At 75.3% G+C, this 25,978-nt stretch carries 20 protein-coding genes and 1 pseudogene; 17 read left to right on the plus strand and 4 right to left on the minus strand.

From position 1 onward, the window contains the following. Nucleotides 1-7 precede the first annotated feature (7 nt). The 5 genes from GJV82_RS06970 to GJV82_RS06990 all read left to right on the plus strand — a co-directional run bounded on the left by GJV82_RS06970 (nt 8) and on the right by GJV82_RS06990 (nt 4,110). A complete protein-coding gene (locus GJV82_RS06970; protein WP_115943234.1) occupies nt 8-445 on the plus strand; it encodes a type II toxin-antitoxin system VapC family toxin in 438 nt (145 codons plus the stop codon). 10 nt (nt 446-455) lie between these two features. Continuing rightward, nucleotides 456-791: a DUF2516 family protein gene (locus GJV82_RS06975; RefSeq protein ID WP_318657380.1), complete on the plus strand. Its 336-nt coding sequence runs from the start codon at nt 456-458 to the stop codon at nt 789-791. Beyond that, on the plus strand, nt 788-1,816 hold the full coding sequence (locus tag GJV82_RS06980; RefSeq protein ID WP_318657381.1) for an asparaginase: 1,029 nt from the start codon (nt 788-790) through the stop codon (nt 1,814-1,816). Before GJV82_RS06975 ends, GJV82_RS06980 begins: the two co-directional genes overlap by 4 nt. Beyond that, the gene (dtd, locus tag GJV82_RS06985; protein ID WP_318657382.1) at nt 1,813-2,253 is read left to right on the plus strand and encodes a D-aminoacyl-tRNA deacylase; all 441 of its coding nucleotides are present in this window, start codon (nt 1,813-1,815) and stop codon (nt 2,251-2,253) included. The genes GJV82_RS06980 and dtd overlap by 4 nt, the downstream gene beginning before the upstream one ends. A gap of 486 nt (nt 2,254-2,739) precedes the next feature. Continuing rightward, the gene (locus GJV82_RS06990) at nt 2,740-4,110 is read left to right on the plus strand and encodes a glycosyl hydrolase family 18 protein (protein WP_196217195.1); all 1,371 of its coding nucleotides are present in this window, start codon (nt 2,740-2,742) and stop codon (nt 4,108-4,110) included. A 112-nt stretch (nt 4,111-4,222) separates the two neighbouring features. Here GJV82_RS06990 and GJV82_RS06995 read toward each other — a convergent pair whose 3' ends face one another. Both GJV82_RS06995 and GJV82_RS07000 read right to left on the minus strand, forming a co-directional pair. Then, nucleotides 4,223-5,215, minus strand: a complete 993-nt coding sequence (locus GJV82_RS06995) for a CorA family divalent cation transporter (protein ID WP_155098727.1) — start codon at nt 5,213-5,215, stop codon at nt 4,223-4,225. Continuing rightward, on the minus strand, nt 5,212-5,430 hold the full coding sequence (locus tag GJV82_RS07000; RefSeq protein ID WP_155098728.1) for a hypothetical protein: 219 nt from the start codon (nt 5,428-5,430) through the stop codon (nt 5,212-5,214). Before GJV82_RS07000 ends, GJV82_RS06995 begins: the two co-directional genes overlap by 4 nt. A gap of 496 nt (nt 5,431-5,926) precedes the next feature. Here GJV82_RS07000 and GJV82_RS07005 point away from each other — a divergent pair, with 496 nt between their 5' ends. From GJV82_RS07005 to GJV82_RS07035, 5 genes and pseudogenes are all read left to right on the plus strand, one after another. Continuing rightward, a complete protein-coding gene (locus GJV82_RS07005; protein ID WP_155098729.1) occupies nt 5,927-8,905 on the plus strand; it encodes a helix-turn-helix transcriptional regulator in 2,979 nt (992 codons plus the stop codon). A gap of 258 nt (nt 8,906-9,163) precedes the next feature. Continuing rightward, nucleotides 9,164-11,080: a glycosyl hydrolase family 18 protein gene (locus tag GJV82_RS07010; protein ID WP_196217196.1), complete on the plus strand. Its 1,917-nt coding sequence runs from the start codon at nt 9,164-9,166 to the stop codon at nt 11,078-11,080. 30 nt (nt 11,081-11,110) lie between these two features. Beyond that, nucleotides 11,111-11,437, plus strand: a pseudogene (locus GJV82_RS07015) (carbohydrate-binding protein); the annotation flags it as partial. Between the two features lie 327 nt (nt 11,438-11,764). Further along, nucleotides 11,765-14,440: a glycosyl hydrolase family 18 protein gene (locus GJV82_RS07030; RefSeq protein ID WP_318657383.1), complete on the plus strand. Its 2,676-nt coding sequence runs from the start codon at nt 11,765-11,767 to the stop codon at nt 14,438-14,440. Nucleotides 14,441-14,639: 199 nt separating this feature from the next. After that, nucleotides 14,640-15,260 (plus strand): hypothetical protein, encoded by a 621-nt coding sequence (locus tag GJV82_RS07035; protein ID WP_024842040.1) that lies wholly within the window; start codon nt 14,640-14,642, stop codon nt 15,258-15,260. 83 nt (nt 15,261-15,343) lie between these two features. Here the strand turns inward: GJV82_RS07035 and GJV82_RS07040 are convergent, their stop codons facing one another. Both GJV82_RS07040 and GJV82_RS07045 read right to left on the minus strand, forming a co-directional pair. Then, nucleotides 15,344-16,378, minus strand: a complete 1,035-nt coding sequence (locus tag GJV82_RS07040; RefSeq protein ID WP_143314457.1) for a hypothetical protein — start codon at nt 16,376-16,378, stop codon at nt 15,344-15,346. 230 nt (nt 16,379-16,608) lie between these two features. Continuing rightward, nucleotides 16,609-18,447, minus strand: a complete 1,839-nt coding sequence (locus GJV82_RS07045) for a DUF4012 domain-containing protein (RefSeq protein WP_155098731.1) — start codon at nt 18,445-18,447, stop codon at nt 16,609-16,611. A gap of 138 nt (nt 18,448-18,585) precedes the next feature. Here GJV82_RS07045 and GJV82_RS07050 point away from each other — a divergent pair, with 138 nt between their 5' ends. From GJV82_RS07050 to GJV82_RS07075, 7 genes are all read left to right on the plus strand, one after another. Then, nucleotides 18,586-19,137, plus strand: coding sequence for an RNA polymerase sigma factor (locus GJV82_RS07050; protein WP_318657384.1), 552 nt, complete (start codon nt 18,586-18,588; stop codon nt 19,135-19,137). 68 nt (nt 19,138-19,205) lie between these two features. Then, entirely contained in the window at nt 19,206-20,630 is a 1,425-nt protein-coding gene (locus tag GJV82_RS07055; RefSeq protein ID WP_155098732.1) for a hypothetical protein, read from the plus strand. 726 nt (nt 20,631-21,356) lie between these two features. Further along, complete coding sequence (locus GJV82_RS07060; RefSeq protein WP_024842045.1) at nt 21,357-22,595, plus strand: inositol-3-phosphate synthase; 1,239 nt, start codon at nt 21,357-21,359, stop codon at nt 22,593-22,595. Next, the gene (locus GJV82_RS07065) at nt 22,592-23,512 is read left to right on the plus strand and encodes an SCO3242 family prenyltransferase (RefSeq protein ID WP_024842046.1); all 921 of its coding nucleotides are present in this window, start codon (nt 22,592-22,594) and stop codon (nt 23,510-23,512) included. The genes GJV82_RS07060 and GJV82_RS07065 overlap by 4 nt, the downstream gene beginning before the upstream one ends. After that, on the plus strand, nt 23,509-24,405 hold the full coding sequence (locus tag GJV82_RS19395; protein ID WP_318657385.1) for a sugar phosphate isomerase/epimerase family protein: 897 nt from the start codon (nt 23,509-23,511) through the stop codon (nt 24,403-24,405). Before GJV82_RS07065 ends, GJV82_RS19395 begins: the two co-directional genes overlap by 4 nt. Continuing rightward, entirely contained in the window at nt 24,402-25,097 is a 696-nt protein-coding gene (locus GJV82_RS19400) for an EboA domain-containing protein (protein ID WP_196217198.1), read from the plus strand. The genes GJV82_RS19395 and GJV82_RS19400 overlap by 4 nt, the downstream gene beginning before the upstream one ends. Next, complete coding sequence (locus GJV82_RS07075) at nt 25,097-25,975, plus strand: TatD family hydrolase (RefSeq protein ID WP_155098733.1); 879 nt, start codon at nt 25,097-25,099, stop codon at nt 25,973-25,975. Before GJV82_RS19400 ends, GJV82_RS07075 begins: the two co-directional genes overlap by 1 nt. Nucleotides 25,976-25,978 lie beyond the last annotated feature (3 nt).

Below are 25,978 nucleotides of genomic sequence, written 5' to 3' on the forward strand. Positions count from 1 at the left end.
CCCGCCGATGGCCCTGGTCTACTTCGACGCGAGCGCGCTCGTGAAACTCTGCGTCCCCGAGGCGGGCTCGGCGCTCGCGAGCCGCCTGTGGAACCGCGCGGACGTCGTCGTGACGAGCCGCGTCGCCGACGTCGAGCTGCGTGCCGCCCTCGCGGCGGGGGCCCGGGCCGGGGTCGTCGACGGTCCCGGCCACGCGCGGGCGCTCGCCACGTGGGACGCGCTGCGCCCCGCTCTGCACGTGGTCGAGGTCTCCGCGGACGTCGTCGACCGCGCGGCCCGCCTCGCCGCGTCCGGCGCGCTGCGCAGCAACGACGCGCTGCACGTGGCGAGCGCGCTCGCCGTCGCGCACGACGACACGCTCGTCGCCGCCTGGGACCCGCACGTGGTGACCGCCGCCCGCGCGGCGGGCCTGCGCGTGGTGCCGTGGCCCCTGGCCAGACCGTAGGCTCGTGCCCGTGGGAATCATCGGGTCGCTGCAGTGGATCGTCTACCTCGCCCTCACGCTCGTCGTGTTCGGCACGCAGCTCTTCGCGCTCGTCGACGCGATCCGCCGTCCGGCGGGGGCGTTCACGGCCGAGGGCAAGCTCACGAAGCCGATCTGGCTCGTGATCCTCGCGGTCGCAGCGGCGCTCGGGTTCCTGTCGCTGCCGATCGGCGGGCCCAACCTCGGGTTCCTCGGCCTCGTCGCCGTCGTCGCGGCGATCGTCTACCTCGTGGACGTGCGCCCGCGCCTGCAGCCGTACGGCAACGGCCGGGGCAACGGGTCGTCCGGCCGCCCGGGCGGCTGGTGAGCGCGCACGTGACGTCGGTCCGCGAGGGGGTCGAGCGCGGCGCCGAGCCGCTCGCCCAGGTCGTGCGCGGCGACGTCGTCGAGTCGGTCCACACGGGTCACCTCGTGCTCCTCGACGCGGACGGGACCCCGCTCCTCGAGCGCGGCGACCCCGACGCGGTGGTCTGGCCGCGGTCGAGCGTCAAGCCGTTCCAGGCGGTCGCGATGCTGCGGCACGGCCTCGTGCTCCCGCCGCGCCTGCTCGCGCTCGCGGCCGCGAGCCACAACGGGGAGCGCGCGCACCTCGCGGGCGTGCGCGAGATCCTCGCGGGCGCGGGCCTCGACGAGTCCGCGCTGCGCAACACCCCGGACATGCCGCTGCACCCGCCCGCCGCGTTCGCGTGGCAGGTCGAGGGGAACGGGCCGTCGTCGATCACGCAGAACTGCTCGGGCAAGCATGCGGCGATGCTCGCGACGTGCGTCGCGGCGGGTTGGGACACGACCGGCTACCTCGAGGTCGACCACCCGCTGCAGGTCGCGGTCCGCGAGGCCGTCGCGGAGGCGACGGGCCAGGCCGTCGAGCACGTGACGGTCGACGGGTGCGGCGCACCGCTCTTCTCGACGACCGTGCGCGGGCTGGCCCGCGCGTTCGGCCGGCTCGCCGCGGCGCCCGAGCGCGACCCGCGCTCGCCCGAGGCGCAGGTCGCGCGCGCGATGGCGGCGTTCCCGGAGATGGTCGGCGGCACGGGACGTGACGCGACGCTCGCGATGCGCGCCGTGCCGGGGCTCGTGGCGAAGGACGGCGCCGACGGCGTGTACGGCGCGGGGCTGCCCGACGGCCGGTCGCTCGCGTTCAAGGTGCTCGACGGCGCGTCGCGCCCCCGGCCGCCGGTGCTGGCGGAGGCGCTGCGCCGGCTCGGGGCCCTCGACGTGGACGGGGCCGACGACGTCGCGCTCGCCGCGCTGGGCGACGCCCCGGTGCTGGGCGCGGGTCGGCCCGTCGGGGCGGTGCGCGCGGTGCTGGACGGCGCGGAGGGACACCCGTGAGGGCCGTCGTGCAGCGCGTGACGCGCGCGAGCGTGAGCGTCGTCGGCGAGGACGGCAGCGCGGAGGTCGTCGGCGCGATCGACCGCCCGGGTCTCCTCGCGCTCGTCGGCGTCACGCACGACGACGGTGATGCGCAGGTCGAGACGATCGCACGCAAGATCGCCGAGCTCCGGATCCTCGCGGGGGAGCGGTCGGTGCTGGACGAGGGCGCGCCGGTGCTCGTCGTCTCCCAGTTCACGCTCTACGCGGACACGCGCAAGGGACGGCGGCCGTCGTGGAACGGCGCGGCGCCCGGCCCGGTCGCGGAGCCGCTCGTGGACGCGGTCGTCGCGCGGCTGCGCGAGCGGGGGGTCGAGGTCGCGACCGGGCGGTTCGGCGCGCACATGGCGGTCGAGCTCGTCAACGACGGCCCGGTCACCCTGATCCTGGACGCCTGACGCCCCGAGGTCCGGGTGATCTCGTAGCGAACCCGTACGTGCCGTACGTACGAAATCTCCCGGACGCGGAGGCTGTCCGGTGGGAGAAGTCTGTGGGGAACGCGTAGGTCCGGACCGGTCGTCGCGCGGTTACGGTCGCTCCCGTCAGCACCGGTCGCCCGGCCCCGGACCACGACGTCCGGGCCCCCGCACGCCCGTAGGAGGCGGCGACCGGCCCCTGCCTCACGAGAGGACCTCGATGCACGTTCCTCGCTCCTCCAGCCTGCGGCGCGCACGCCCGACGCGTGCCGCCGCCGCTCTCGCCGCGCTCGCGCTCGCGGCGACCGGGAGCGTCGCCGCCGCGACGACCGCGGCCGCGACCCCCGACGTCGCGACGGCGACCGCCACCGCGTCGCCCAACGGCGACGCGGCGATCAACGGGTACCGCAACGTCGGCTACTTCATGTCTGGGCGCCGGAGAACTACGGGTACACCGTCAAGGACCTCGTGGTCTCCGGCCAGGCCGAGCAGGTCACCCACGTCAACTACGCCTTCGGCAACATCCACCCGACCGACCTCACGTGCTTCCTCGCCGACGCGCCGGGCACGCCCGAGCCGGGCGGCAACGACGGCGCGGGTGACGCCCAGGCGGACTTCGTGCGCGCCGTGAGCGCCGAGGACTCCGTGGACGGCGTCGCCGACGCGCCCGGCCAGGCGCTCGCCGGGAACTTCAACCAGCTCCGCAAGCTCAAGGAGCATTACCCCGGTACGAAGGTCCTCATGTCGCTCGGCGGCTGGACGTGGTCGAAGTACTTCTCGAAGGCCGCGGCGACGCCCGAGAGCCGTGAGAGGTTCGTCGCGTCGTGCCTCGACCTCTACATCGACGGCAACCTGCCCGAGATCGACGGTCGCGGCGGCCCCGGCGCTGCCGCGGGCCTGTTCGACGGCATCGACGTGGACTGGGAGTGGCCCGGCGCGCCCGACTGGTCGCAGCACCCGGAGAACCACGTCGACCCGGTCAACGACAAGGCGAACTTCACGGCCCTGCTCGCGGAGTTCCGCAGGCAGCTCGACGAGCGCGGCGCGGCGCAGGGCAAGGACTACCTGCTGTCCGCGTACATCCCGGTCAGCCCGACCGTGGTGGACGCCGGCTGGGACGCCCCGACGATCTTCGACTACCTCGACTACGGCAACATGCAGGGCTACGACCTGCACGGCGGCTGGTCGCCCCACCTCGCGGGGCACCAGGCGAACCTCCACGACACGACGCAGCCGGGCACGATCTCGCTCGAGGACGGCATCGACTTCTACCTGTCGCGGGGCGTCGACCCGGCCCAGCTCACGCTCGGCATCCCGGCGTTCGGCCGCGGCTGGTCCGGCGTCGAGGCCGGCGACACCGACGGCGCGTGGCAGCCCGCCGCGGGCGTCGCGCCCGGCACGTACGAGGCCGGGAACAAGCAGTACTTCGAGCTCCGCGACCACGGGACCGAGTACTTCGACGAGGCCAGCGGTGCGTCGTGGCGCTACGACGGCGACCAGTGGTGGAGCGTCGACACGCCGCGCGCCGTCGCGCACAAGGCGTCGTGGATCGCCGAGAAGGGCCTCGGCGGCTCGATGTTCTGGGACCTCGCGGGCGACTTCGAGGACGAGCTCGTCGGGACGGCGGCCGGCGTGTACCGCGCCGCGCAGGCGGGCCCGGTGGACCCGGACGCGCCGGGCGCGTGCTTCCCGGCTTGGGGCCGCGACACGTCGTACCCCGCCGGGCGCGTCGTCTCGCACGAGGGCGTGAACTACCGCGCCGCGTGGTGGGTCCGGACGAACGTCCCCGGGGCCGAGTCCTGGTACCCGTCGTGGCGCGTGGTCGGCACGTGCGCGTGACGTGAGCCGTGCGGCGCGCCCTGGGGGCGCGCGCCGCACGAAGGGCCCGCCGGCCCGGCACCGCCCGCTGGGTGCGCGGTGCCGGGTGGCGGGCTCGTCGTCGTGCTCCGGGTCAGCGCAGCCAGCCGCGCCGCTTGATGTACGCGAGCGGGATGACGGCGGCGACGAGCGTGAGCAGGACGGTCAGCGTGAACCCGTACGGCCGGTCGAGCTCGGGCATGTGCGTGAAGTTCATGCCGTAGAAGGACGCGATGAGCGTCGGCGGCAGGAACACGGCCGTGATGATGGTGAAGACCTTGACGATCTGCGCCTGCTTGACGTCGAGCGACGTCATGATCGCCTGCTGGAGGTAGCGCACCTTGTCGTGCTCGAACCCCGCGTGCTGCTTCACGCCGTCGACGTCCGCGACGAGCGTCTCGACGAGCCCCGCGAGCACGGGGTCCGAGTCCGCGATCTCGCTGCGCAGGTGCCGCGCGGCGCGCGCGAGCGAGAGCTGCGACTCCTGCGCGCGCGACACGATCTCCTCGGCGCGGTTCATGCGCGTGATGGTGTCCTGCATGTCCCGCACGCCGATCTCGCGCCCTCGCGCGTCGACCCCGCGCGTCGCCTCGTCGATCTCGTCGCTCATGTCCTCGAGGAGGTCGCTCGCGAGCGCGACGACGCGGTCCGCCGCCTCGTTGAGCGCGTAGAGCAGCGCGTACGCGACGCCGTAGGACGAGCGGATGAGCCACGGCGTGCGCCGCATGCGCGCGATCGCCTTGTCGAACACGGGGTAGTGGCGCTGCGGCTGCGCGGTGACGACGACGTCGGGCGACAGCGCGAGGACGACCTGCTCGTGGACCACGCGGTCGCCCTCGCGCCGCGTCGCGGTCACGGGGAGGTACACGTGCGCGTCGGTCTCCCACACCCGGGCTCCGGCCGCCGCGAAGTCGACGCCGTGCTCGGCGGCGCGGGCCTCGGCCTCGGCGTCGCCCGCCGCGACCTGCACCCAGCGGGAGCGCAGGACGCGGGGGTCGAAGCGCGGGCCCGCGTCGGGGGCGCGCAGGTCGAGGCCACCGCGCGCGGGAGCCGGGAGCGCGCTGGCCTCGGGCATCGTGGCCGTCATCGCGCACCTCCCGCCGTGACATGCGCGAGCAGCAGCGCGACGCAGATGAACAGGTAGAGCCCGACGGTGAACGAGATCGACTGCCGTTCGAGGTCGGGCCGGCGGGCGCGGCGCCGGTCGTCGCGCGCGGCGCGCACGGAGGGGTGCGCGGTCGGGCGCACGGTCGGGCGCGCGGTGCGGGTCGGGGTCGTGGTGGCACGGGGACGCTGGGTCATGAGGGTCGTCCTTTCCTGCGGGCGGACGGCACCGTCGCGGCCAGGGGTGGTGGCGCGGGCGCGTCCGAGGGGAGGGTCCGGCGGCGCGCCGAGCGGCGCGCGCGGAGCGCACTGGCGACCTCCCCGCGCGGGACGACCGATCCGGTCTCGCCGGCCCCGGCGTCAGGCGACGGGACGAGGGCCACGGGGGGTGAGCGCACAGTGCACGGCTCTATGACTGCTGCCGTCGGGCATGGGGCGCACCTCGCTCTCGTGGCGGCGGCGACCCTGCGGGTGCCGCGTCCGGGCCGGGGCGCACGACGACCGTGGCCACGGCGGGGATCGAGGCCAGGCTAGCCCTCGCACGGTGCCGCGGCAAGCGTCCTCGGCGGGTCGTCGTCCCAGGTGGCGGTCGTGTGACGACCGGGAAACGATGGGGTGATCCCTCGTTTACGGAGGGTTGTTAACATTTCATCCGGTCGACGGGCGACGAAGCCCCCGGACGGAGGGTCCCGACATGTCAGAACAGCACGACTACGTGGTTCCCGAGCCCGTCCGTCGCGCGGACACACGGTCCGCGCGGCGGCTCGAGCGGCTGTCCTCCCGCGCGCAGGAGGTCGACCGCGCGATCGCGGCCGTGAGCGAGGGCAAGGGTGCGCTCGTGTGGACCGCGGAGCGCGGCATGGGCGCGAGCGCGACCCTCGAGCTCGTGTGCGAGGCGGTCGCGAACCACGCCTTCGCGCGCCCCGCGCTGATGCTGCGCTGCCGCCCGCCCGTGGGTGCGCCCGCACCGGGCTCGGCCGTCGTCTCGATCGTCTCCCAGGTGTCCCAGCTCGCTGGCGGCGTCGTGCCCGACCGCCTCACGCGCGTCCTCGAGCCGGTCGACCCCGGCTTCGGGTACCTGCCGGAGGCCGCCGCGGTCGCGCTCGCCGAGCTCCTCGTCGAGGCGTCCGACGGCGCCACGGTCGTGCTCGTCGCCGACGACCTCCACCTGCAGGACGACCTCAGCCGGTCCGTCCTCGCGTGCCTCGTCGGGCAGCGGCACGCCCCCGTCGTCCTGCTCGGCACGGCGCCCGCGGGCACGCTCGACCCCACGTCGTGCCCGTTCGAGCTGCGTGCCGTTCCCCCGCTCGCGCCGGCCGACGCCCTCCACCTGCTGCTCGTGGAGCGTCGCCTCGCCGTCGCCCCGCACGTCGCCGCGCGCCTCGCCGAGCTCCTCGGCGGCAACGCCGCGGCCCTCACGCAGACCGCCGCGCTGCTCACGCCCGAACAGCTCTCGGGCGGGTCGATCCTCCCGGACCCGCTGCCCGTCGTGCCGGCCGTGCGAGCGCTGTTCGCCGACCGGCTCGCGGCCCTCAGCGAGGCGGAGCGCCACGCGCTGCTCGTCGCCGCCGTCGCGGTCGTGGACCGCACCGAGCTGCTGCTGTCCGCGACGGGGCTCGCGATGGAGGAGGTCCTCGACGGGCCGCTCGCCGAGCACCTCGCGCTCGTGGGCGGGCGCTTCGCGTTCGTGGACCCGCGCATGCGCTCGCTCGTGCACGCCGACGCGCGGCTCGCGGAGCGGACCGCGGCGCACGTGGCCCTCGCCGCGGCGCACCGGCGCGCGGGGGAGGACGACGTCGCGGTGTGGCACTCCGCGCTCGCGACGCTCGCGGGCGACCCCGAGCTCGTCCCCGGCCTGCTGCGCATCGCGCGCCGGCACCTCGACCGCGGCGACGTCGTGTGGGCGCACGAGGTCGCGCGCGAGGCCGCGAGCCAGGCCGCGACCGAGCACCGGGCCGAGGCGTTCGCGATCGCGGGCGTCGCGGCCCTGCGCTCCGGCCACGTCCAGGACGCGGCGGACTGGCTGCGCAAGGCGTCGCGCAGCGGGGACGACGCGCTGCGCGCACGGACGCTCGGGCCGCTCGTCGCGGCGCTCACCCTCGCCGAGGGCCAGGTGCCCGACGACGTCCTGTCCCCGTACCTGCGCGGCGGACAGCCGGACGACCTCGAGCCGGATGCCGTCCGCGGCGTCGTCACGGGCGTGCTCTACGCCGCGCGCCTGCACGCGGAGCGGGGCGACGGCGTGAGCACGTCCCAGCTCCTCGACACCGCGGCGTTCCTCGCGTCGTGGTGCGACGACGACGAGACCGCCGCAGGCCTCGCGCTCGCGCGGTCGTGGGCCGCGGTGTTCGGGGTGGGGGACCGGGGCGTCGGCCCGGACGTCGACCTCGGGCCCGACCACGAGGCGTCGGTGCAGGTGACGCGCGCGCTGGCGCTCGCGGCGGACGACCGCCTGGAGGACGCGGCCCAGACGCTCGCGAGCGTGGTCGCGTCGCTCGCGCCCGTGCGCGACGGCGGCCGCTGGTTCGACGGCCCCGAGGAGACGCTCACCCCGCTCGCCGAGGCGCACGTGCGGCTCGCGCAGGTGCTCGTGCACCTCTGGCGCGGCACGCTGACGCGCGCCGCCGACGAGCTCGCCGAGGCCGCGTTCCGGCTCCCGCTCGGGCTGCCGTTCGCCGGGCTGGGCGTCGCGGCGGCGCGCCGGCTCGACATGATGACCCGCGGCGCCGTCGGACCTGTCGCGACAGCCCTGGAGGAGACGTGCGCGAGCCCCACGTCGCGACCCGTCCGTCTCGGGCTGCTCGTCGACCGGGCGATGGGCGCGGCGTTCGCGCACCACGTGACGCAGGCGGCGACCCTGCTCGAGCTCGCGGCGGAGCGGGAGCGCCCGGACAGCGCGCGCATGCTCCCGCTGCCGGGCCTCGACGACGTCGAGGCGTGGGTGGTCGCGGGCCGGCACGACGCGGCGCAGCGCGCCCTGTCGCGGCGGAGGGTCGACGCGAAGGAGCTGCCGCCGTCGCTGCGGTCCGCGACGCTCGTCCGGGCCGAGGTCTCGCTCGCGGCGCCCGAGGACCTGGCCACGCCGCTCGAGCGCGCGACGCGCGTCAACCGCACGACGGCGTCCCCGTACGAGCACGCGCGGACCGACCTGTGCGCCGCGCGGGCGCTCGTGCGCGCGGGCGAGCTGCAGCGCGCGCACGGGCTGTTCCTCTCCGCGATCGAGCTGTTCGACGACGCCGGGGCCGACGCGTGGACGACGATCGCGCGCGAGGAGCACGCGGAGGTCGTGCGCGGCCTCGGCGGGTCGGTGACCGACGTCGTCGCCGACCCTCTCGCGACGCCGGCCGGGCCGCTCGGGGGTGGCCGGCACGGCGCCGAGCCCGCCGTCGCACCCCGGCCCGCGGCGCCGGACGCGTGCCGGCTCGCGGTGCGCGAGAGCGACGTCTCCGACGAGGCGCTCGCCGAGCTCCGCGGGCGGTGGGCCGACGAGCTCACCGAGCGCGAGCTCGACGTCGCGCTCCTCGTCGTCCAGGGCGCGTCGAACCGGGAGGCGGCGGACCAGCTCTACCTGTCGGTCCGCACGGTCGAGGTCCACCTCGGGCGCGTGTTCCGCAAGCTGGGCGTGCGGTCGCGCGTCGAGCTCACGGTGCTCGCCCACCGCGTCGGCCGGTGAGGGAGGACCACACCGCCGCCCGGGTCGCCACGTAGCGACCGGGGTCGGTGCTCGCGGCTTCGAGCGCTTTGTCCTTCTTCGGGCGCTTCTGACCTACGGGAGAACCCGTATGTCGCCGGTAAGTTCATACCGTGAACAATGTGGGAAGCGCGGATCACGCGGGCCCCTCCGGATCACTACCTTCGGGATGACCCGAGGGCGACGGCGACTCCGGACGGCGGCGTCGTGGCCCACAGCACGAGCAACGAGGCAGGACCCATGGACGTGTCCCTGTTCACCCGACGACCCCGCACGGGGCGCCGACGCACCCCGCGCGTCGCGGCCCTCGCGACCGCGACGGCTCTCGTCGCGACCCTCCTCGCGGGCGTCGCGCCGGCCCAGGCCGACGAGACCGCCCCGACGACCGTCTCCCACCCGGGGGACAGCGACGTCAACGGCTACCGCAACGTCGGCTACTTCACGCAGTGGGGCGTGTACGGCCGCGGGTTCCAGCTGAAGAAGCTGCAGGACTCCGGCGCCGCGCAGGACCTCACCCACATCAACTACTCGTTCGGCAACATCCACTACCAGGACCTCACCTGCTTCATCGCGAACAAGGCGCAGGGGACCGGGCCGAACGGCTCCGACGGCGCCGGCGACGCCTGGGCCGACTTCGGCATGGGCTACACCGCCGCGAACTCCGTCGCGGGTGTCGCGGACGCGTGGGACCAGCCCCTCGCCGGGTCGTTCAACCAGCTCAAGCAGCTCAAGGCGAAGAACCCGCACCTGCGGGCGCTGATCTCGATCGGCGGCTGGACCTGGTCCAAGAACTTCTCCAAGGCCGCCGCGACGGAGGCCTCGCGCGAGAAGTTCGTGCGGTCGTGCATCGACATCTACATCAAGGGCAACCTGCCCGTGATCGACGGCCGTGGCGGCCCCGGTGCGGCGGCCGGCGTGTTCGACGGCATCGACATCGACTGGGAGTGGCCCGGCACGAACAGCGGTGAGGTCGGCAACCACGTCGACGTCGAGAACGACGCGCGCAACTTCAAGCTCCTCCTCGAGGAGTTCCGCGAGCAGCTCGACGCGTACGGCGCGCAGACCGGCAAGCACTACCTCCTGTCCGCGTTCCTGCCCGCGAACCCCGAGGACATCGCCGCCGGCGGCTGGAACGACCCGGAGATCTTCGAGTACCTCGACTACGGCAACGTCCAGGGCTACGACCTCCACGGCGCGTGGGACCCGGCGCTCGCCGGCCACCAGGGCAACCTGTACGACGACCCGGCGGACCCGCGCGCGGCGCACCGGCAGTTCAGCGTGGACAAGGCCGTCCAGGAGTACCTCGGCGCCGGGATCGACCCGTCGCAGCTCGGCGTCGGCCTCGCGATGTACGGCCGCGGCTGGAAGGGCGTCGGCTCGTCCCAGCCCTGGTCCGCGGCGAACGGCGCCGCCCCCGGCACCTGGGAGGCGGGCAACGAGGACTACGACAAGCTCCGCACGCGCGGCCAGGACTACTACGACCCGGCGACGGTCTCGGCGTGGCGGTACGACGGCGACCAGTGGTGGAGCTACGACAACGCGCAGTCGGTGACGGCCAAGGCGCACTACGTCGACGAGCTCGGCCTCGGCGGCGGCATGTGGTGGGACCTCTCGGGCAACCACGACGGCTCGCTGCTCGGCACGTTCACCGACACCCTCCGCTCGCTCCCGAGCGGCCCGGTCGACGGCACCGACGGCCCGTCCGACCCCACGGACCCGACGGACCCGACCGACCCGACGGACCCGACGGACCCGTCCGACCCGACGGAGCCGACCGACCCGACCGACCCGGGTGAGTGCACCGCCGCCGCGTGGTCCCCGACGGCCGTCTACACCGGCGGGGCGACCGTGTCCCACCAGGGCAAGGAGTACCGCGCGAAGTGGTGGACGCAGGGCGACGTCCCGACGGCCGGCGGCCCGTGGGAGCTCACCGGGGCGTGCAGCGGCGACCCGACGGACCCGACGGACCCGACCGACCCGACCGACCCGACGGACCCGGGTGAGTGCACCGCCGCCGCGTGGTCCCCGACGGCCGTCTACACCGGCGGCGCGACGGTCTCCTACCAGGGCCAGACGTTCCGCGCGAAGTGGTGGACGCAGAACAACGTCCCGGGCGCGGAGCAGTACGGCCCCTGGGAGTCGCTGGGCGCCTGCTGACGCCCACCCCCGANGGCCGCGTGGTCCGCGTCCGCCGTCTACACCGGCGGGGCGACCGTGTCCCACCAGGGCAAGGAGTACCGCGCGAAGTGGGGGACGCAGGGCGACGTCCCGACGGCCGGCGGCCCGGGGGAGCTCACCGGGGCGGGCAGCGGCGACCCGACGGACCCGAGCGACACGACCGACCCGACGGACCCGGGTGAGTGCACCGCCGCCGCGTGGTCCCCGACGGCCGTCTACACCGGCGGCGCGACGGTCTCCTACCAGGGCCAGACGTTCCGCGCGAAGTGGTGGACGCAGAACAACGTCCCGGGCGCGGAGCAGTACGGCCCCTGGGAGTCGCTGGGCGCCTGCTGACGCCCACCCCCGACGGCGCCGGTCGCCCCGCGCGACCGGCGCCGCCGAGCGAGGCTCGCCCCCGACGAGACGACGCGGTCCGCGTGCACCCGCCCCGTGCCCGCTCCTCCCGCGTCGCGGCGCACCGCCCGCGCCCGTCGCCGCGGCGGGCCTTGCTCCGCCGTGCTCGCCCGTGGTCGCACCGGGCGGGCACCCTCCGACGCGACGCCGCCCGGCGTCGTCCGCAGCACCATCCCCAGCAGAACGAGGTACCCCATGCGGTTGTCCCTGACACCCCGGACGCGATCCCCGCGCGTCTCCGGAGCCCGACCCCAGGTCGTCGCGGCCGTGACGACGCTCGCCCTGCTCGCGACCGGCCTCGCCGGCGCGGCCGCCGCGCAGGCGGCGCCCCCCGTCGCCGCCGCAGCGACGACGGCGTGCGCGGACCCCTGGTCCCCGACGCCCGCGTACACGGGCGGCGCGACCGTCTCCTACGACGGGCAGAACTACCGGGCCAAGTGGTGGACGCAGAACAACGTCCCTGGCACGGAGCAGTACGGGCCCTGGGAGTCGCTCGGCGCGTGCGGCGACGGGCCGACCGACCCGACGGACCCGACGGATCCGACGGACCCGACGGACCCCACGGACCCGACCGACCCGACGGATCCGACCGACCCGACGGACCCGACGGATCCGACGGACCCGACGGATCCGACCGACCCGACGGACCCGACCGACCCGACCGACCCGACCGACCCCACGGACCCGACCGACCCGACGGACCCGACGGACCCGACGGACCCCACGGCGAACCCGGACGAGAAGTGCCGGCCTGACGGCATGGTCCCGACCCCGGGCGTGCACACGCCGTACTGCGACGTCTACGACGAGAACGGTCGCGAGAAGCTCCCGAACGGCCTCGACCGCCGCGTGATCGGCTACTTCACGAGCTGGCGGACCGGGGCGAACGACCAGCCCCGCTACCTCGCGAGCGACATCCCGTGGGACAAGATCTCGCACATCAACTACGCGTTCGCGCACGTCGACGGGAACGACCGCGTCTCCGTCAACGCGAGCGCGCCGGGCAACGCCGCGACGGACATGACGTGGCCGGGGGTGCCGGGCGCGGAGATGGACCCGACGCTCGACTACACGGGCCACTTCAACCTGCTCGCGAAGTACAAGAAGGCCAACCCCGGGGTGAAGGTCCTCCCGGCGGTGGGCGGCTGGGCCGAGACGGGCGGCTACTTCGACGCGAACGGCGACCGCGTCGCCTCGGGCGGCTTCTACACGATGACGGAGTCGCAGGCCCGGATCGACACCTTCGCCGACTCCGTCGTGGACTTCGTGCGCGAGTACGGGTTCGACGGCATCGACATCGACTACGAGTACCCGACGTCGAACAACCAGGCCGGCAACCCCGACGACTTCCACATCTCCGACGCCCGTCGCGGCCAGCTCTTCGAGGGCTACGTGAACCTCATGCGGACGCTGCGCGAGAAGCTCGACGTCGCGGGCGCCGAGGACGGCGAGTACTACATGCTCACCACGGCGACGCCGTCCTCCGGGTGGCTGCTGCGCGGCATGGAGGTCTACCAGGTCACGCAGTACACCGACTACGTCAACATGATGACGTACGACCTGCACGGCGCCTGGAACGAGTACGTGGGCGGCAACGGCGCGCTGTTCGACGACGGCAAGGACCCCGAGCTCGCGGCGGGCGGCGTCTACGGCGCGTACAAGGGCATCGGGTACCTCAACGGCGACTGGGCGGCGCACTACTTCCGCGGCGCGATGCAGGCCGGCCGCATCAACCTGGGCGTGCCGTTCTACACGCGGGGCTTCCAGAACGTCCAGGGCGGCACGTACGGCATGGGCGGGACCGCGAAGGCTCCCGCCGGCTTCCCGTGCCCGCCCGGGACGAACAACAAGTGCGGGTACGGCGCCGACGGGATCGACAACCTCTGGTACGACTCCGACCCCCAGGGCAACGCGATCCCTGCGGGCGTGAACCCGATCTGGCACGTGCTCAACCTCGAGCAGGGCGTGACGGGCGACTACGTCTCGGCCTACGGCGTGACGGACACGCTGCAGGGCACGTACGAGCGGCACTTCGACCCGGTGACGAAGAACGAGTGGTGGTGGAACGCGCAGACGCGGACGCTGCTCTCGGGCGACTCGACCGAGGCGATCGCCGCCAAGGCCGACTACGTCGCGGACACGGGCCTCGGCGGCCTGATGATCTGGGAGCTCGCGGGCGACTTCGGCTACGACCCGGCGAAGGGCCAGTACGAGATCGGCAGCACGCTCGTCGACCTCATGCACGAGACGCTCTCGACGACGACGCCCTACGGCGCGACGAAGGCGAACGCCGACCGCCCGATGCCGACGCAGGCGCTCGACCTCGACATCGCGTACACCGAGTTCGCGCTGGGCGACAACAACTACCCGATCGCCCCCAAGGTGGTCTTCACCAACAACGGCGCGCGGGACATCCCGGCCGGCGCGACGATCTCGTTCCAGTACGGCACGACCGACCCGGGCGAGATGAGCGACTGGAGCGGCTTCGGCACCACCGTGATCGCGAAGGGCCACACGGGCGACAACGTCGGGGGCCTCGACGGCGACTTCCACACCGTGCGGTTCACGGTCCCGACGGGCGGCATCCCCGCGGGCGGCTCGATCACGAACCAGCTCAAGTGGTCGATGCCGGTCGCGCAGTTCTCCAACGTGATCGTCACGGTCGACGGCGTGGACTACGCCACGACGTACGACCACCCGCGCGGGGCGACCGTCGTCGACCTGCCCGGGACGGGCGGCACGGGCGGCACCGGCGGCTCGGGCGGCACCGGAGGCACCGGTGGCGGCGAGTGCACGGCTCCCGCGTGGGCCGCGGGCGCGGTCTACACGGGCGGCGCCGTCGTGAGCCACGACGGCCACGTGTGGACGGCCCGGTACTGGACGCAGGGCGACACCCCCGGTGCGTCCGCGTGGGGCCCGTGGGCCGACGGCGGCGCGTGCTGACGCGCGGCCGGCGCCCCTGACCCCTCGGTCACCGAGGCGGCCCGCGGGTACGGGGAACCCCGTACCCGCGGGCCGTCATCGTGTGGTTCTCCCGCATCTCGACCAGCCCTCGCGCTCGCTAGCGTGAAGGGGCCGACGAGGACCTCCGCAGCCCTCCCCAGTGGGTTGCGGGGGACCTCCGACCGTGAAAGGCGGTCTCGTGCACGCACGACTCCGAACCCCCTGCTCCCGCACCCCCCGGCCCGCCGCGCTCGTCGCGGCCGCGCTGTGCGCCGGCCTCCTCGCCGGGTGCACGAGCACCCCCGAGGGCGGCTCCGGCCCGGCCACCGCCGACGACCACGGCTCGCACGCCGGGCACGCCGACGACGGCAAGGTCCCTGTGGGGCCGCTCCAGCTCCCCGCTGCCGAGTACTGGTCCGTGCTCCAGCCCGCCGACGGCGTCACGCAGGTGCGAGCCGGCGGGTGCCCCGAGGACGTGGCGTGCCCGAGCTTCGAGATCCTCGCCGGGGCCGCGCTCGACGGCGTCGACCCGGCCGCGGCGCACCTTCCCGACGGCGCCACGTGCCCGGGCGCGGACGCGCTCGCGGCCCGCGCGGTGGGGGAGCCCGTCGAGTCGGACGTCGAGGTCGCCGGCGTCCCGGCGACGCTCGCGCGCTGGACCCTCTCGTGCGTCGACCCGGACGGCGCCGAGGTGCGCACCGTCGAGCAGCTCCAGTGGCACGTGCCGGACGCCCCGGGTGGCGCCGTCCTCGTCGTGGACCGCTGGGCCTTCGAGGGCCTCGGGTCGCGCCTCGCCGCGGGCGCCTGGGCGTCGGCCTGACCGACCCCGCACGCAGCACGAAGGCCTCGCACCCTCCGGGGTGCGAGGCCTTCGTCGTGCGCCCGGTGCCACCGGGCGGGAGGTCAGCTCTTGCGCGTGCGCCGCGTCAGCAGCACGATCGCCGCGCCGACGACCGCGAGGCCGGCGGCGATCGCCGCGTACAGCCCGACCGTCGCGCCCGTCGACGCGAGCGACGGGTTCTGGCTCCCTGCGACGGGGTTGTCGACCGGCGTCGTGCCGGGGAAGCAGTTGCTCGTGTCCTGCGGGTACGTCACCGGCACGGTGACCTCCGGGTTCACGGCGAACGTGACGTCCACCGTCCCCGTGGCCCAGCCGTGGGTCGCGGTGTTGATCCACATGTTGTTGACGAGCTCCCAGCCCTCGTCGGCCGGCAGGTCGACGAACCGCTCGGGGTAGGCCCCCGGCCACAGCACGCGCCCGGACAGCGGGAGGTCGGTCATGACCTCGTCCTCGCCGTCAGGGTTGTGCCACGTGAGCGTGGCGGTCGTGTTGGGCGTGCCGGTCACGGAGACGCCGTAGTCGAGGTAGGACACGCCCTCGACGCAGACGGGCGTGAGCACGTCGACCTTGATGGTCGGCTCGCCGCCCGGCGGGTTCGTCGCGCAGTCCGGGGACGACGGCGGGTAGGCCACGACGGTCTCGGCCGACGGGTTCACCTCGAACACCACGGTCACGCCCTCGCGGACCCAGTCGAACTCGTCGCCGACGACCCACTCGCCGTCTACGAGGCTCCAGCCGGGCCAGTCGACCGGGTTGCCCTGGTCGTCGACCTCGGCGCCGGGCCACAGGACGCGGCCCGCGAGCGGGAGGCCGGACTGGACGACGTCGTCGCCGTCGGGGTTGACCCACGTGATCGAGAGGGGGTTCTCCTCGTCGTTCTCGTAGCCCTCCGGGAGCTCGAAGACGTAGTCCAGGTAGGGGACGTCGCCGTCGCACACCGGCGAGGCGACGGTGATCTCCGGGACGTAGGTCTCGGTCTCGTCGTCGGCGCTGGCGGAGGTGGCGACGACGGGGACGGTCAGGAGCGCGGCCGCGGCCGTGAGCGCTCCGACGAGCACCGCCCGTCCCGTGGTGCGATGACCCTTCGACGTACGCATGGCTTGTTCACCCGTCTCGGTTCTGGAGTGTGGAGTTCCGATCAGGAGGGAGACCGGAGTGCGGTCCGTGATGCACCGGGCGCAGGACGGGCCGGTGGCACGGGCCGAGCGACTGCCGCCAGAGTAGCGAGGATCAGGGCCGAGTTGGACGGTCGTCCGGGTGAATTGCGCGCCACCGCGCCATCGTTATCGGGATGTGATATCGCGGTGCTCGAATACCGGTGCCCCGGTCATCCGCACGCGGCCACCGGGACCACCTCGAGACCCGGCGCGGAGACCGTCGGGGTGGTCCACAGGTCGATCGTCCCGGCCGCCCCCGGCACCGCGGGCGCGGGCGACGTGGACGTCACGGTGAAGGCGACCTCGGTGGTCTGCCCGGGCCCGAGCGTGACGGGGAGCGACGCGGCGCGACGGCCGAAGACGTCCGCGACGAGCGCCCCCGTCGGCGCACCGCCGACGCGGACCGTGCCGACCTCACCGCCGCGCGGCGGGTACAGCACCACGACCGTCCGCACGTCCCCCGGCTCGACGCCGGAGATCCCGCCGCCCGTGACGTACCACGGCAGGCTCGACGCGGCGTCGGCGGGCGCGGTCGAGGTGAGCGTCGCGCGGAACGAGTCGACGCGGCCGCCGTCGGTGCACACCGAGCCCGTGAGGCGGACGTCGGTGTCGAGGTAGTAGCTCATCTTGCCGCCGGTCGCGTCGTTGAGGAACACGCCGACCGACGACGCCGCGCGCTCGCCCGTGTCGAGGTCGCCCGCGAGCACTGTGCCCGCCAGGCGCTCCTGCTCCTGCTCGTGCGCGGACCACACGAGCACCCGGTGCTCCGAGGCGGCGCGCACGAGCGCGTCGCGCGCGACCGTCGGGTCGGCGCCGCCCGCGAGGAAGGTGCCGAGGACGCGCGCGGCGACCGCGGCGAAGAACGCGTCGGTCTCCGGGCCGGCCTCGAGCTGCGCGTAGGAGTCCGACAGCAGGACCTGGACCACGTTGCCCGCGTCGAGGGTCACGCTCCCGGAGCCGGCGGGGACGTCGAGCGGTCCGGTGGCCTCGAGGAGGTACGAGAGCGCGACGGGGTCGGTCGCGACCACGCCGTCGAGCGCCTCACCCTGCACGTCCTCCCACATCGCCGCGGTGAGACGCGCCGTCGTCGGGAAGTCCGGGGTGAGCGGGGTGTCCTGCACGTACCGGGCGACGCGGTCGCTGAAGAGCGCCTCGACCCCGGGATCGAGGGGGAGCACGTCCTCGGCGAACGGCGGCACGTCCCCCGTCGAGGCCTGCCGCTCCAGCGTGACGCGGCCGCCGTCCGTCGTGACCACGGCGAGCGCGCCGGGGATGCCGCCGCCCGCGCGGAGCTCGGCGCTGTTGAGGGCGACCACGAGGTACCGACGCGGGCCCTCGGCGCCGAGCATGGCCGGGCCGAGCGCCGTGATGCGGTCCGCCGTGCGCACCACGGGCCGCAGGTCGTCCGTGCGTGCGACGAGCGTCGCGTACGGCTCGGCGATCTCCGCGTGCAGGGCGTCCGGGTCGACGGCGGCCAGGCGGTCGTCGATGTCGTCGAACGCGTCCGCGGCGCGCGCCATCGACGGCGCCGCCTCGACGAGCGGGCCGAGGTCCACGCCCTCGGACGTCACCGTGAGGCTGTCGCCCTCCACCGCGCCGAGCGCCTGCGTGAGCGACGGCAGGACGACGGCCGCGAGGTCGTCCACGGTCGCGGCCGCCGCGGAGAACGCCCGCACGTCCTGCCCGTAGACGGGCAGGTGCGCGGCGAGCGACCACAGCGGGCCGTCCGTGCTCGCCCGCGCCTGCGCGGTGAGGGGCTGGACCCGGGCGAGGGCGGCGTCCGCCGCCTCGGTGTCGCCCGCGCGCAGCGCGTCCTCCGCCGCGGGCACCTCGTCGAGCGCGCGCGTGAGGGCGTCGCGGGCGGCGAGCGCGTCCCGCGCGAGCAGCGCGACGCCGACGACGACGAGCACCGCGAGCCCGATCAGCCCCCAGCCCAGCCACGACGCCCAGTGCCGACGCCGACGACGGCCCGTGTGGCGCGGCGGCAGGTCCGTCCTCTCCGTCGTCATGCCCACAGCGTAGGTGTCCGCAGGTGGCAGGATCAGTGCCGTCGCGGGTGACTTTCGGCCGCCGGACCCACCGTGCAAGGAATCCGGTCCCCGCGACACAGAGCGGTTGACAGCCCGCCCCGCCGACGAGGAGCCGCCGTGACGACCGACGAGGGCACCGACGCCGCCGTCCACGACGAGGCCTGGTTCGCCGCGCTCTTCGCCGCGCACGCGACGCCCGTGCACCGCTACTTCCGCCGCCGCCTGCCGAGCGCGGCCGGCGCCGTCGGACCCGACGCCGAGGACCTCACCGCCGAGGTCCTCGCGACCGCGTGGCGCCGCCGCGACGACGTGCCCGACGGCGCCGAGCTCCCGTGGCTCTACCGCACCGCCGGGTTCGTGCTCGCCAACCACCGGCGCAAGGCCCGCGCCGTGCCCGTCGCCGAGCTGCCCGAGCAGCCGGACGACGGCGCCGACGTCGAGCACGTCGTCGTGCAGGACGACGAGGTGCGGCGCGCGCTCGCCGGGCTGTCGGACCGCGACCGGCGGATCCTGCTCCTGCACGCGTGGGAGGGACTCGGGGGAGACGACCTCGCCGCCGTGCTCGGCACGTCGCGCGGCGGCGCGGACGCCGCGCTGTCCCGCGCGCGGTCGCGCCTGCGCGCCGCGTGGGCCGAGCAGGCCTCGGTCGCGCAAGAGCAGGGCGCCTGAGCACACAACAGGGGTAGACCCGACCGGCCGCGCCCGCGGCGCGGCCCCTGCGGTACCTGGAGGGCGAGATGACCACCCACACCCCCGAGCAGCCCGACGACGCGGCCCTCGAGCGGCTGCGCGCCGCCGACCCCGCGGCGGGCCTCGACCCGGACACCGAGGCCCTGGAGGCCGCTGTCCGCACGCGCGTCCCCGAGGCGTTCGCCGGCGCGACGGCGACCCCCGGCGCACCGGCGTCCCCGCCCGCCGACACCGGCGTACCCTCTGGTGCACCGGTCGACGAGCTCGCCGAGCGCCGCGCGCGCCGCCGTCGCCGCGCGCCGCTCCAGGTCGCCGCCGCCGTCGCGGGCGTGCTCGTCGTCGGTGCCGGCGGGTACGCGCTCGGCGCCGGCGCCGTCGGAGCCTCGCCCGCGGGGGACACGTCGGAGCTCACGGCGCGCGCGCCCATCCAGCTCGGCACCGCGGACGCGCCCGCCGCGGCGGACGGTGCCGGGGCGGAGAGCTTCGCGGGTGACGCACGGTCGGCGGCCGACGTCGCCTACCCCGGGTACTGGGGCGGCCGTACCGTGTTCCACCAGGACGGGCTCCCCACCGAGGGTGCGAGCGCGTCGGCCTGGGCCTACGACGCGGCCGGCGTGTTCGCGCCCGAGACGCTGCTCCGCGTCGCGGACGCCCTCGGCGTCGACGGCGAGGTGCGCGAGGACTACGGGTCGCTCTCCGCCGGGTCGGCCGACTGGACCGGGCCCACGGTCTCGCTCCAGCCCGACGGCCTCGCGAGCGTCAGCTTCAACGACCCGACCAAGGACCCGTGGGGCTGCGTCGTCGTGTCGCCCGCGCCGGCGGACGGCGACGGCGGGGGCGAGAGCGTCGAGCCCGGCGTGTGCGAGGAGGCCGACCACGGCGCCCCGCCGAGCGGCGCGGACGCCGTCGAGCAGCTCCGCGACGTGCTCGCCACGCTCGGCCTCGACCCCGCCGGGTACGAGGTCGTCGCCGACGAGCAGGCCCCCGACGTCGAGGCTCCGCGCGCCACCACCGTCACCGCGCACGAGGTCGTCGACGGGCAGCGCACCGGCACGCAGTGGAGCGCGACCTTCTCCGGCGCCGGCCTCGCCTCGCTCTACGGGGCCCTCGCCCCGCGCGTCGAGATCGGCACCTACGACGTCGTGAGCCCCGCCGAGGCCGTCGAGCGGCTCGGCGACCCGCGGTTCGGCGGCGGGGGCATGATCGCGTGGGCGCGCGAGAGCACGCTCGAGCAGATGGCCGTCGAGCCCGAGGAGCCCACCGTGCCGCCCACGCTCGGCGAGGGCGCACGCTTCGCGTGGCCCGTCACCGACGTGACGATCACCGACGCGCGGCTCGGCCTCGCCGTCCAGTACCAGCCCGACGGCGCGGCGGTGCTGCTGCCCGCGTACGAGCTGTCGGACGCTGAGGGCAACGCGTGGTCCGTCGTCGCGGTCGTCGACGAGCAGCTCGACTTCGCGCCTGCCGGCTGAGCGTCACGCGGTTCGTCGGCCGTCGTCGGGGAACGAGCGGTCGCCTTCCGGCAGCGGTCCGGGACGACGACGCCGGGTCTTCCATCCGCCCGCTCGTCCCTCGCGGGCTCCCGCCAGACCCACCACGACCCGGCGTCGTCGTCCCTCCCCGCCGCCTCGTCGTCGCGTCGCCTGTGTCGGGGCGTGGGTGTCGGCGTCCTCGTGGTCGTCGTGCCTCCCCGCCGCCTCGTCGTCGCGTCGCCTGTGTCGGGGCGTGGGTGTCGGCGTCCTCGTGGTCGTCGTGCCTCCCCGCCGCCTCGTCGTCGCGTCGCCTGTGTCGGGGCGTGGGTGTCGGCGTCCTCGTGGTCGTCGTGCCTCCCCGCCGCCTCGTCGTCGCGTCGCCTGTGTCGGGGCGTGGGTGTCGGCGTCCCCGTGGTCGTCCGTGCCTGCACGCCGCGTGTCGTGGGGCCGCCTCGGCAGTAGCGCGAGCCACGTTCGGGCGCGGACGTAGGCTGATCCGGGCGTGCGCTGGTCTTTTGCAGTCTGCAAGTGTCGTGGGTCGCGAAAGTAGGCGTGCTTTTGATTGACCCTCGACAAAAGTGTGACTAGGGTCGCAGCAGACCGGGCGCCACCGGGTCGGAGAGCGTTCACATGCCCTCTCCCGGGTGCGCGGTCCGGCGGTGGCAGGGAGGCCATCGTCGTCGTATCGGCGGCGCCCCGGCGTCCGCCGTCGGAACGGGAGCAACGATGCACCACTTCGCCTCTGACGGCTCGTCAGACCGTCCGGCCCCCGACGCGCGCACGGGGCTCTGGCTCGTCGGCGCCCGCGGCTCGGTCGCGACCACCGCGACGCTCGGGCTCGCCGCCATCGCCGACGGGCGTGCGGCGCCGACGGGGTGCGTCACGGTGTCCGAGCCGTTCGCGTCCGCACCGCTCCCGGCGTTCGGCGACCTCGTCGTGGGGGGCCACGACATCTCCGACGTCTCGATGGTCAAGCGCGCCGAGCTGCTCGTCGAGGCCGGGATGATCGCGCCGCGCCTGCTCACCACCGCGCACGCCGCGCTCGAGCGCGCGGACGCCGAGGTGCGCCCGGGCTACACCGCGCACCCGGCCGAGGGGTCGCCGCGCGAGTCGCAGCAGGCGGCCGCGGAGCGGCTCGCGCAGGACATCGTGGACTTCCGCGAGCGCCACGGTCTCGCGCGCGTCGTCGTCGTGGACCTCGTCTCGACGGAGCCGCTGCCCGAGCCCGCGCCGGAGCTCTCCGACCTCGGCCTCCTGCGGGCGGCGCTCGCGGACCCGGACCGCGCCGTGCTCCCGCCGAGCTCCGTGACGGCGTACGCCGCGCTCCTCGCGGGCGCCCCGTTCGCCGAGTTCACGCCGTCCGCGAGCATGCACGTGCCGGCGCTCCTCGAGCTCGCCGCGGAGCGCGGCGTGCCCGTCGCGGGCCAGGACGGCAAGACGGGCCAGACGTGGCTGCGCACGATCCTGGCTCCCGCGTTCGCGGCCCGCGGCCTGCGCGTGCTGTCGTGGGCGGGCGCGAACCTGCTCGGCGGCGGCGACGGCGCGACCCTCGCCGACCCGGAGGCCGTGCAGAGCAAGCTCGCGTCGAAGTCGCGCGGGCTGCAGGACCTCACGGGCAGCGACGTCACGCCCCTGCACATCGACAACGTGCCGGACCTCGGCGACATCAAGGTCGCGTGGGACCACGTGCACGTCGAGGGCTTCCTCGGCTCGCGCCTCACGCTCCAGACGACGTGGTCGGCCTACGACTCGATGCTCGCCGCCCCGCTCGTGCTCGACCTCGCCCGCCTCCTCGCGCTCGCCGACGCCGCAGGCTGCGCGGGCCCGGTCGCGGAGCTCGGGTTCTTCTTCAAGGACCCGTGGGGGAGCGACGTGCACGACTTCGCCGCGCAGACCGTCGCGCTCGCCGACTGGGTCCGCGAGGCGAGCGCCCGCGTCGCGTCCGCCGCGACCGAGCGGCCATGACGGGCACGCTCCGCGACCACCTGGACCTCGTCCGCGCTCCCGCGGTCCTCTCGGTGGTCGGTGACACCCTTGCGGGCGCCGCCGCCGCCGGTCACCGGGTCACGCCGCGCCGTGCGCTGCTGCCGTTGGCGTCGGCGTGCCTCTACGCGGGCGGCATGGCGCTCAACGACTACGCGGACCGGGACCTCGACGCGGTGGAGCGGCCCGAGCGGCCGATCCCGTCGGGGCGCGTCACCGAGCAGCGCGCGCTCCAGGTCGCGGTCGGGCTCACGGCCGCCGGGGTGGGGCTCGCCGCGGCGGGCGGGGGCGCGCGCGCCCTCGCGGTGGCCGTGCCGCTCGCCGCGAGCGTGTGGACGTACGACACGGTCGCCAAGGAGCACGCGGCCGGTCCCGTCGTCATGGCGGCGTGCCGCGGGCTCGACGTGCTCATGGGAGCCGGCGTCGGCCGGCTGCGGGCCGCGCTGCCCGCGGCGGCGGGGCTCGCGGTGCACACCGCGGGCGTGACGCTCGTGTCGCGCGGCGAGGTGCACGGCACGACGTCGTCGCTCGCCACGGGCGTCGCCGCCGCGACCGCGGTGGGTGGCGCCGTCGTCGGCGCGGGAGCGCTGCGCCGCGGGCGCGCGAGCGCCGGAGGCGGCCCGGGCGTCGCGACGGCGGTGGCGGGCCTCGCCGCCGCGGCGGCGTACGTCGCGACGGCCCTGCCCCGGCAGGTCGACGCCGCGATCACGCCGTCCGCGGGCAACGCGTTCGCGGCCACGAAGGCCGGGATCCGGGCGATGGTCCCGCTGCAGGCGGCGTGGGCCGCGCGCGGCGGCAGCCTGGTGTCGGTCGCGGCGCTCGCGGGTGTCGAGGTCGCGGGGCGGCTGCTGCGCCGTGCCGGCCGCCGTCCGGGGCGGGCCGAGATGAGCGAGACGTGAGCGCGGGGGCCGGCGGCGCGATGCCGTTCACGCTCGGGTACGGCACCAACGGCTTCACGGACCACCCGCTCGACGTCGCGCTCGACGTGCTCGACCACGAGGGCTACGGCGCGGTCGCGCTCACGCTCGGCTTCCCCCACCTCGACCCGTTCGTCGAGGGGTGGGGCGAGCACGTGGACGCGCTGCGCGCACGCCTCGGGACGCTGCACGGCGGCGCCGGGATGCGGGTCGTCGTCGAGACGGGCACCCGGTTCCTCCTCGACCCGTACCGCAAGCACCGTCCGACCCTCGTGGACGCGGAGGCGGACGCGCGGATGCGGTTCCTGCGGCGCGCGATCGAGATCGCCGCGGCGCTCGACGCGGAGTGCGTCTCGTTCTTCTCGGGCGTGCTGCCCGAGGGCACGTCGCCCGAAGAGGGCTGGGCGCTCCTGCGCGACCGCCTGCCCGAGCTCGTCGAGGAGGCCCGCGCGCTCGGCGTCCGGATCTCGCTGGAGCCCGAGCCGGGGATGCTCGTCGAGACGGTCGGCGACGCGCTGCGCCTGCGCGACGAGCTCGGCGGTCCTGCCGAGCTCGGGATCACGGTCGACGTGGGGCACTGCCTCGTCGTCGAGCCGGACGGCGTGGTCGGCGCGCTGCGCGCCGCGGCGCCGTACCTCGCGAACGTGCAGCTCGACGACATGCCGCGCACGCATCACGAGCACCGCCCGTTCGGCGAGGGCGGGATCGACCTGCCGCTCGTGCTCGCGACGCTCGCCGACGTCGGGTACACGGGCGTCGCGGCCGTCGAGCTGCCCCGCCACTCCTACGACGCCCCGGGGCTCGCGCACCGCAGCATGACAGCGCTGCAGCGCGCCTGGGACGACCGCCCCCACCACCCCCAGGAGGTGCCATGACCGAGACCACCCGCCCCGACGCCCGCCCGGCGGACGGGGCCACGAGCGACGGCGAGCGCTGGCTCGCCGAGGCGCGTGCCGCCGTCGGGCAGGACCCGGCGTCCGTGTCGCGCGCGTTCGCGCTCGCCGGCCGCAAGGTCGGGCGCGCGCCGCTGCGCCCGGACGTCGACCCTGCCGGGATCGTCCACGGGACGGTCGACGACGCGGCGCGGGCCGCACTCGTCGTCGCGCTCGCCGACGCCCTGGGCGCCGACGGCGACGCGGCGCTCGGCGCGCGTCTCGCGGACCTCTACCAGCACGGCGACACCGCCGAGCGGCGCGGCGTGCTGCGCGGCCTCGACGCGCTCGCCGAGCGCGGCTCGCTCGCGGGCGAGGGGGCGACGTCCGTCGTGGCGGTCGGGCGCGACCTCGCGGCCGACGCGCTGCGCACCAACGACCAGAGCCTCGTCGCGGCGGCCGTCGGGCCGTTCGCGGCCGCGCACCTCGACCAGCACGCGTGGCGTCACGCGGTGCTCAAGCTCGTGTTCATGGGCGTGAGCCTCGACGCCGTCGCCGGGCTCGACGACCGCGCGGACGACGAGCTCGCGCGCATGGCGCGCGACTTCGCCGCGGAGCGCCGCGCCGCGGGCCGCGTCGTGCCCGACGACGTCGCCCGCCTCGCCCCTGACGTCACCACCGGGAGGACCGCCTGATGCGCATCTTCGACCCCCACATCCACATGACCAGTCGGACCACGGACGACTACGAGGCGCTGTACGCCGCGGGCGTGCGCGCGCTCGTCGAGCCGGCGTTCTGGCTCGGCCAGCCGCGCACGAACGTGGGGTCGTTCCTCGACTACTTCGACTCCCTGCTGGGCTGGGAGCGGTTCCGGGCGGCGCAGTTCGGCATCCGGCACCACGCGACGATCGCGCTCAACCCGAAGGAGGCGAACGACGCGCGCTGCCGCGAGGTGCTCGACGAGATCCCGCGCTACCTGCTCAAGGACGGCGTCGTCGCGGTCGGCGAGGTCGGGTACGACTCGATGACGCCCGAGGAGGACGAGGTGTTCGCGCGCCAGCTCCAGATGGCGCGCGACGTGGACCTCCCGGTGCTCGTGCACACCCCGCACCGCGACAAGCTCGCCGGGACGCGCCGCACGCTCGACGTCGTGCGCGAGTCCGGGGTGCCGTCCGAGCACGTGCTCGTCGACCACCTCAACGAGACGAACGTGACGCTCGTGCTCGACGCCGGGGCGTGGGCCGGGTTCTCCATCTACCCGGACACGAAGATGGACGAGGACCGCATGGTCGCGATCCTCCAGGAGCACGGCACGGACCGGATGATCGTCAACTCCGCGGCGGACTGGGGCCGCTCCGACCCGCTCAAGACCCTCAAGACGGGGCGCGCGATGCTCGCGGCCGGGTTCACCGACGACGACGTGGACAAGGTGCTGTGGCGCAACCCCGTCGAGTTCTACGGCCAGTCCGGCAACCTCGTGCTCGACCCGGTGCCGGGGTTCGTCGAGGGCGACCTGCCGACGCCGGGGGTCGAGTTCGAGGGCTCCTCCGTGCTGCGCGGCGTGCGCGCGTAGGCG

It is taken from the genome of Cellulosimicrobium composti, from assembly GCF_009711085.1.
Lineage (GTDB): Bacteria > Actinomycetota > Actinomycetes > Actinomycetales > Cellulomonadaceae > Cellulosimicrobium > Cellulosimicrobium composti.

What these genes read in the sequence shown, in the direction of transcription:
- GJV82_RS06970 (WP_115943234.1), top strand. Translation starts at nt 8, where the DNA reads ATGGCCCTGGTCTACTTCGACGCGAGCGCGCTCGTGAAACTCTGCGTC.
- GJV82_RS06995 (WP_155098727.1), bottom strand. Translation starts at nt 5,215, where the DNA reads ATGACGGCCACGATGCCCGAGGCCAGCGCGCTCCCGGCTCCCGCGCGC.
- GJV82_RS07000 (WP_155098728.1), bottom strand. Translation starts at nt 5,430, where the DNA reads ATGACCCAGCGTCCCCGTGCCACCACGACCCCGACCCGCACCGCGCGC.
- GJV82_RS07005 (WP_155098729.1), top strand. Translation starts at nt 5,927, where the DNA reads ATGTCAGAACAGCACGACTACGTGGTTCCCGAGCCCGTCCGTCGCGCG.
- GJV82_RS07010 (WP_196217196.1), top strand. Translation starts at nt 9,164, where the DNA reads ATGGACGTGTCCCTGTTCACCCGACGACCCCGCACGGGGCGCCGACGC.
- GJV82_RS07040 (WP_143314457.1), bottom strand. Translation starts at nt 16,378, where the DNA reads ATGCGTACGTCGAAGGGTCATCGCACCACGGGACGGGCGGTGCTCGTC.
- GJV82_RS07045 (WP_155098731.1), bottom strand. Translation starts at nt 18,447, where the DNA reads ATGACGACGGAGAGGACGGACCTGCCGCCGCGCCACACGGGCCGTCGT.
- GJV82_RS07055 (WP_155098732.1), top strand. Translation starts at nt 19,206, where the DNA reads ATGACCACCCACACCCCCGAGCAGCCCGACGACGCGGCCCTCGAGCGG.
- GJV82_RS07060 (WP_024842045.1), top strand. Translation starts at nt 21,357, where the DNA reads ATGCACCACTTCGCCTCTGACGGCTCGTCAGACCGTCCGGCCCCCGAC.
- GJV82_RS07065 (WP_024842046.1), top strand. Translation starts at nt 22,592, where the DNA reads ATGACGGGCACGCTCCGCGACCACCTGGACCTCGTCCGCGCTCCCGCG.
- GJV82_RS19400 (WP_196217198.1), top strand. Translation starts at nt 24,402, where the DNA reads ATGACCGAGACCACCCGCCCCGACGCCCGCCCGGCGGACGGGGCCACG.
- GJV82_RS07075 (WP_155098733.1), top strand. Translation starts at nt 25,097, where the DNA reads ATGCGCATCTTCGACCCCCACATCCACATGACCAGTCGGACCACGGAC.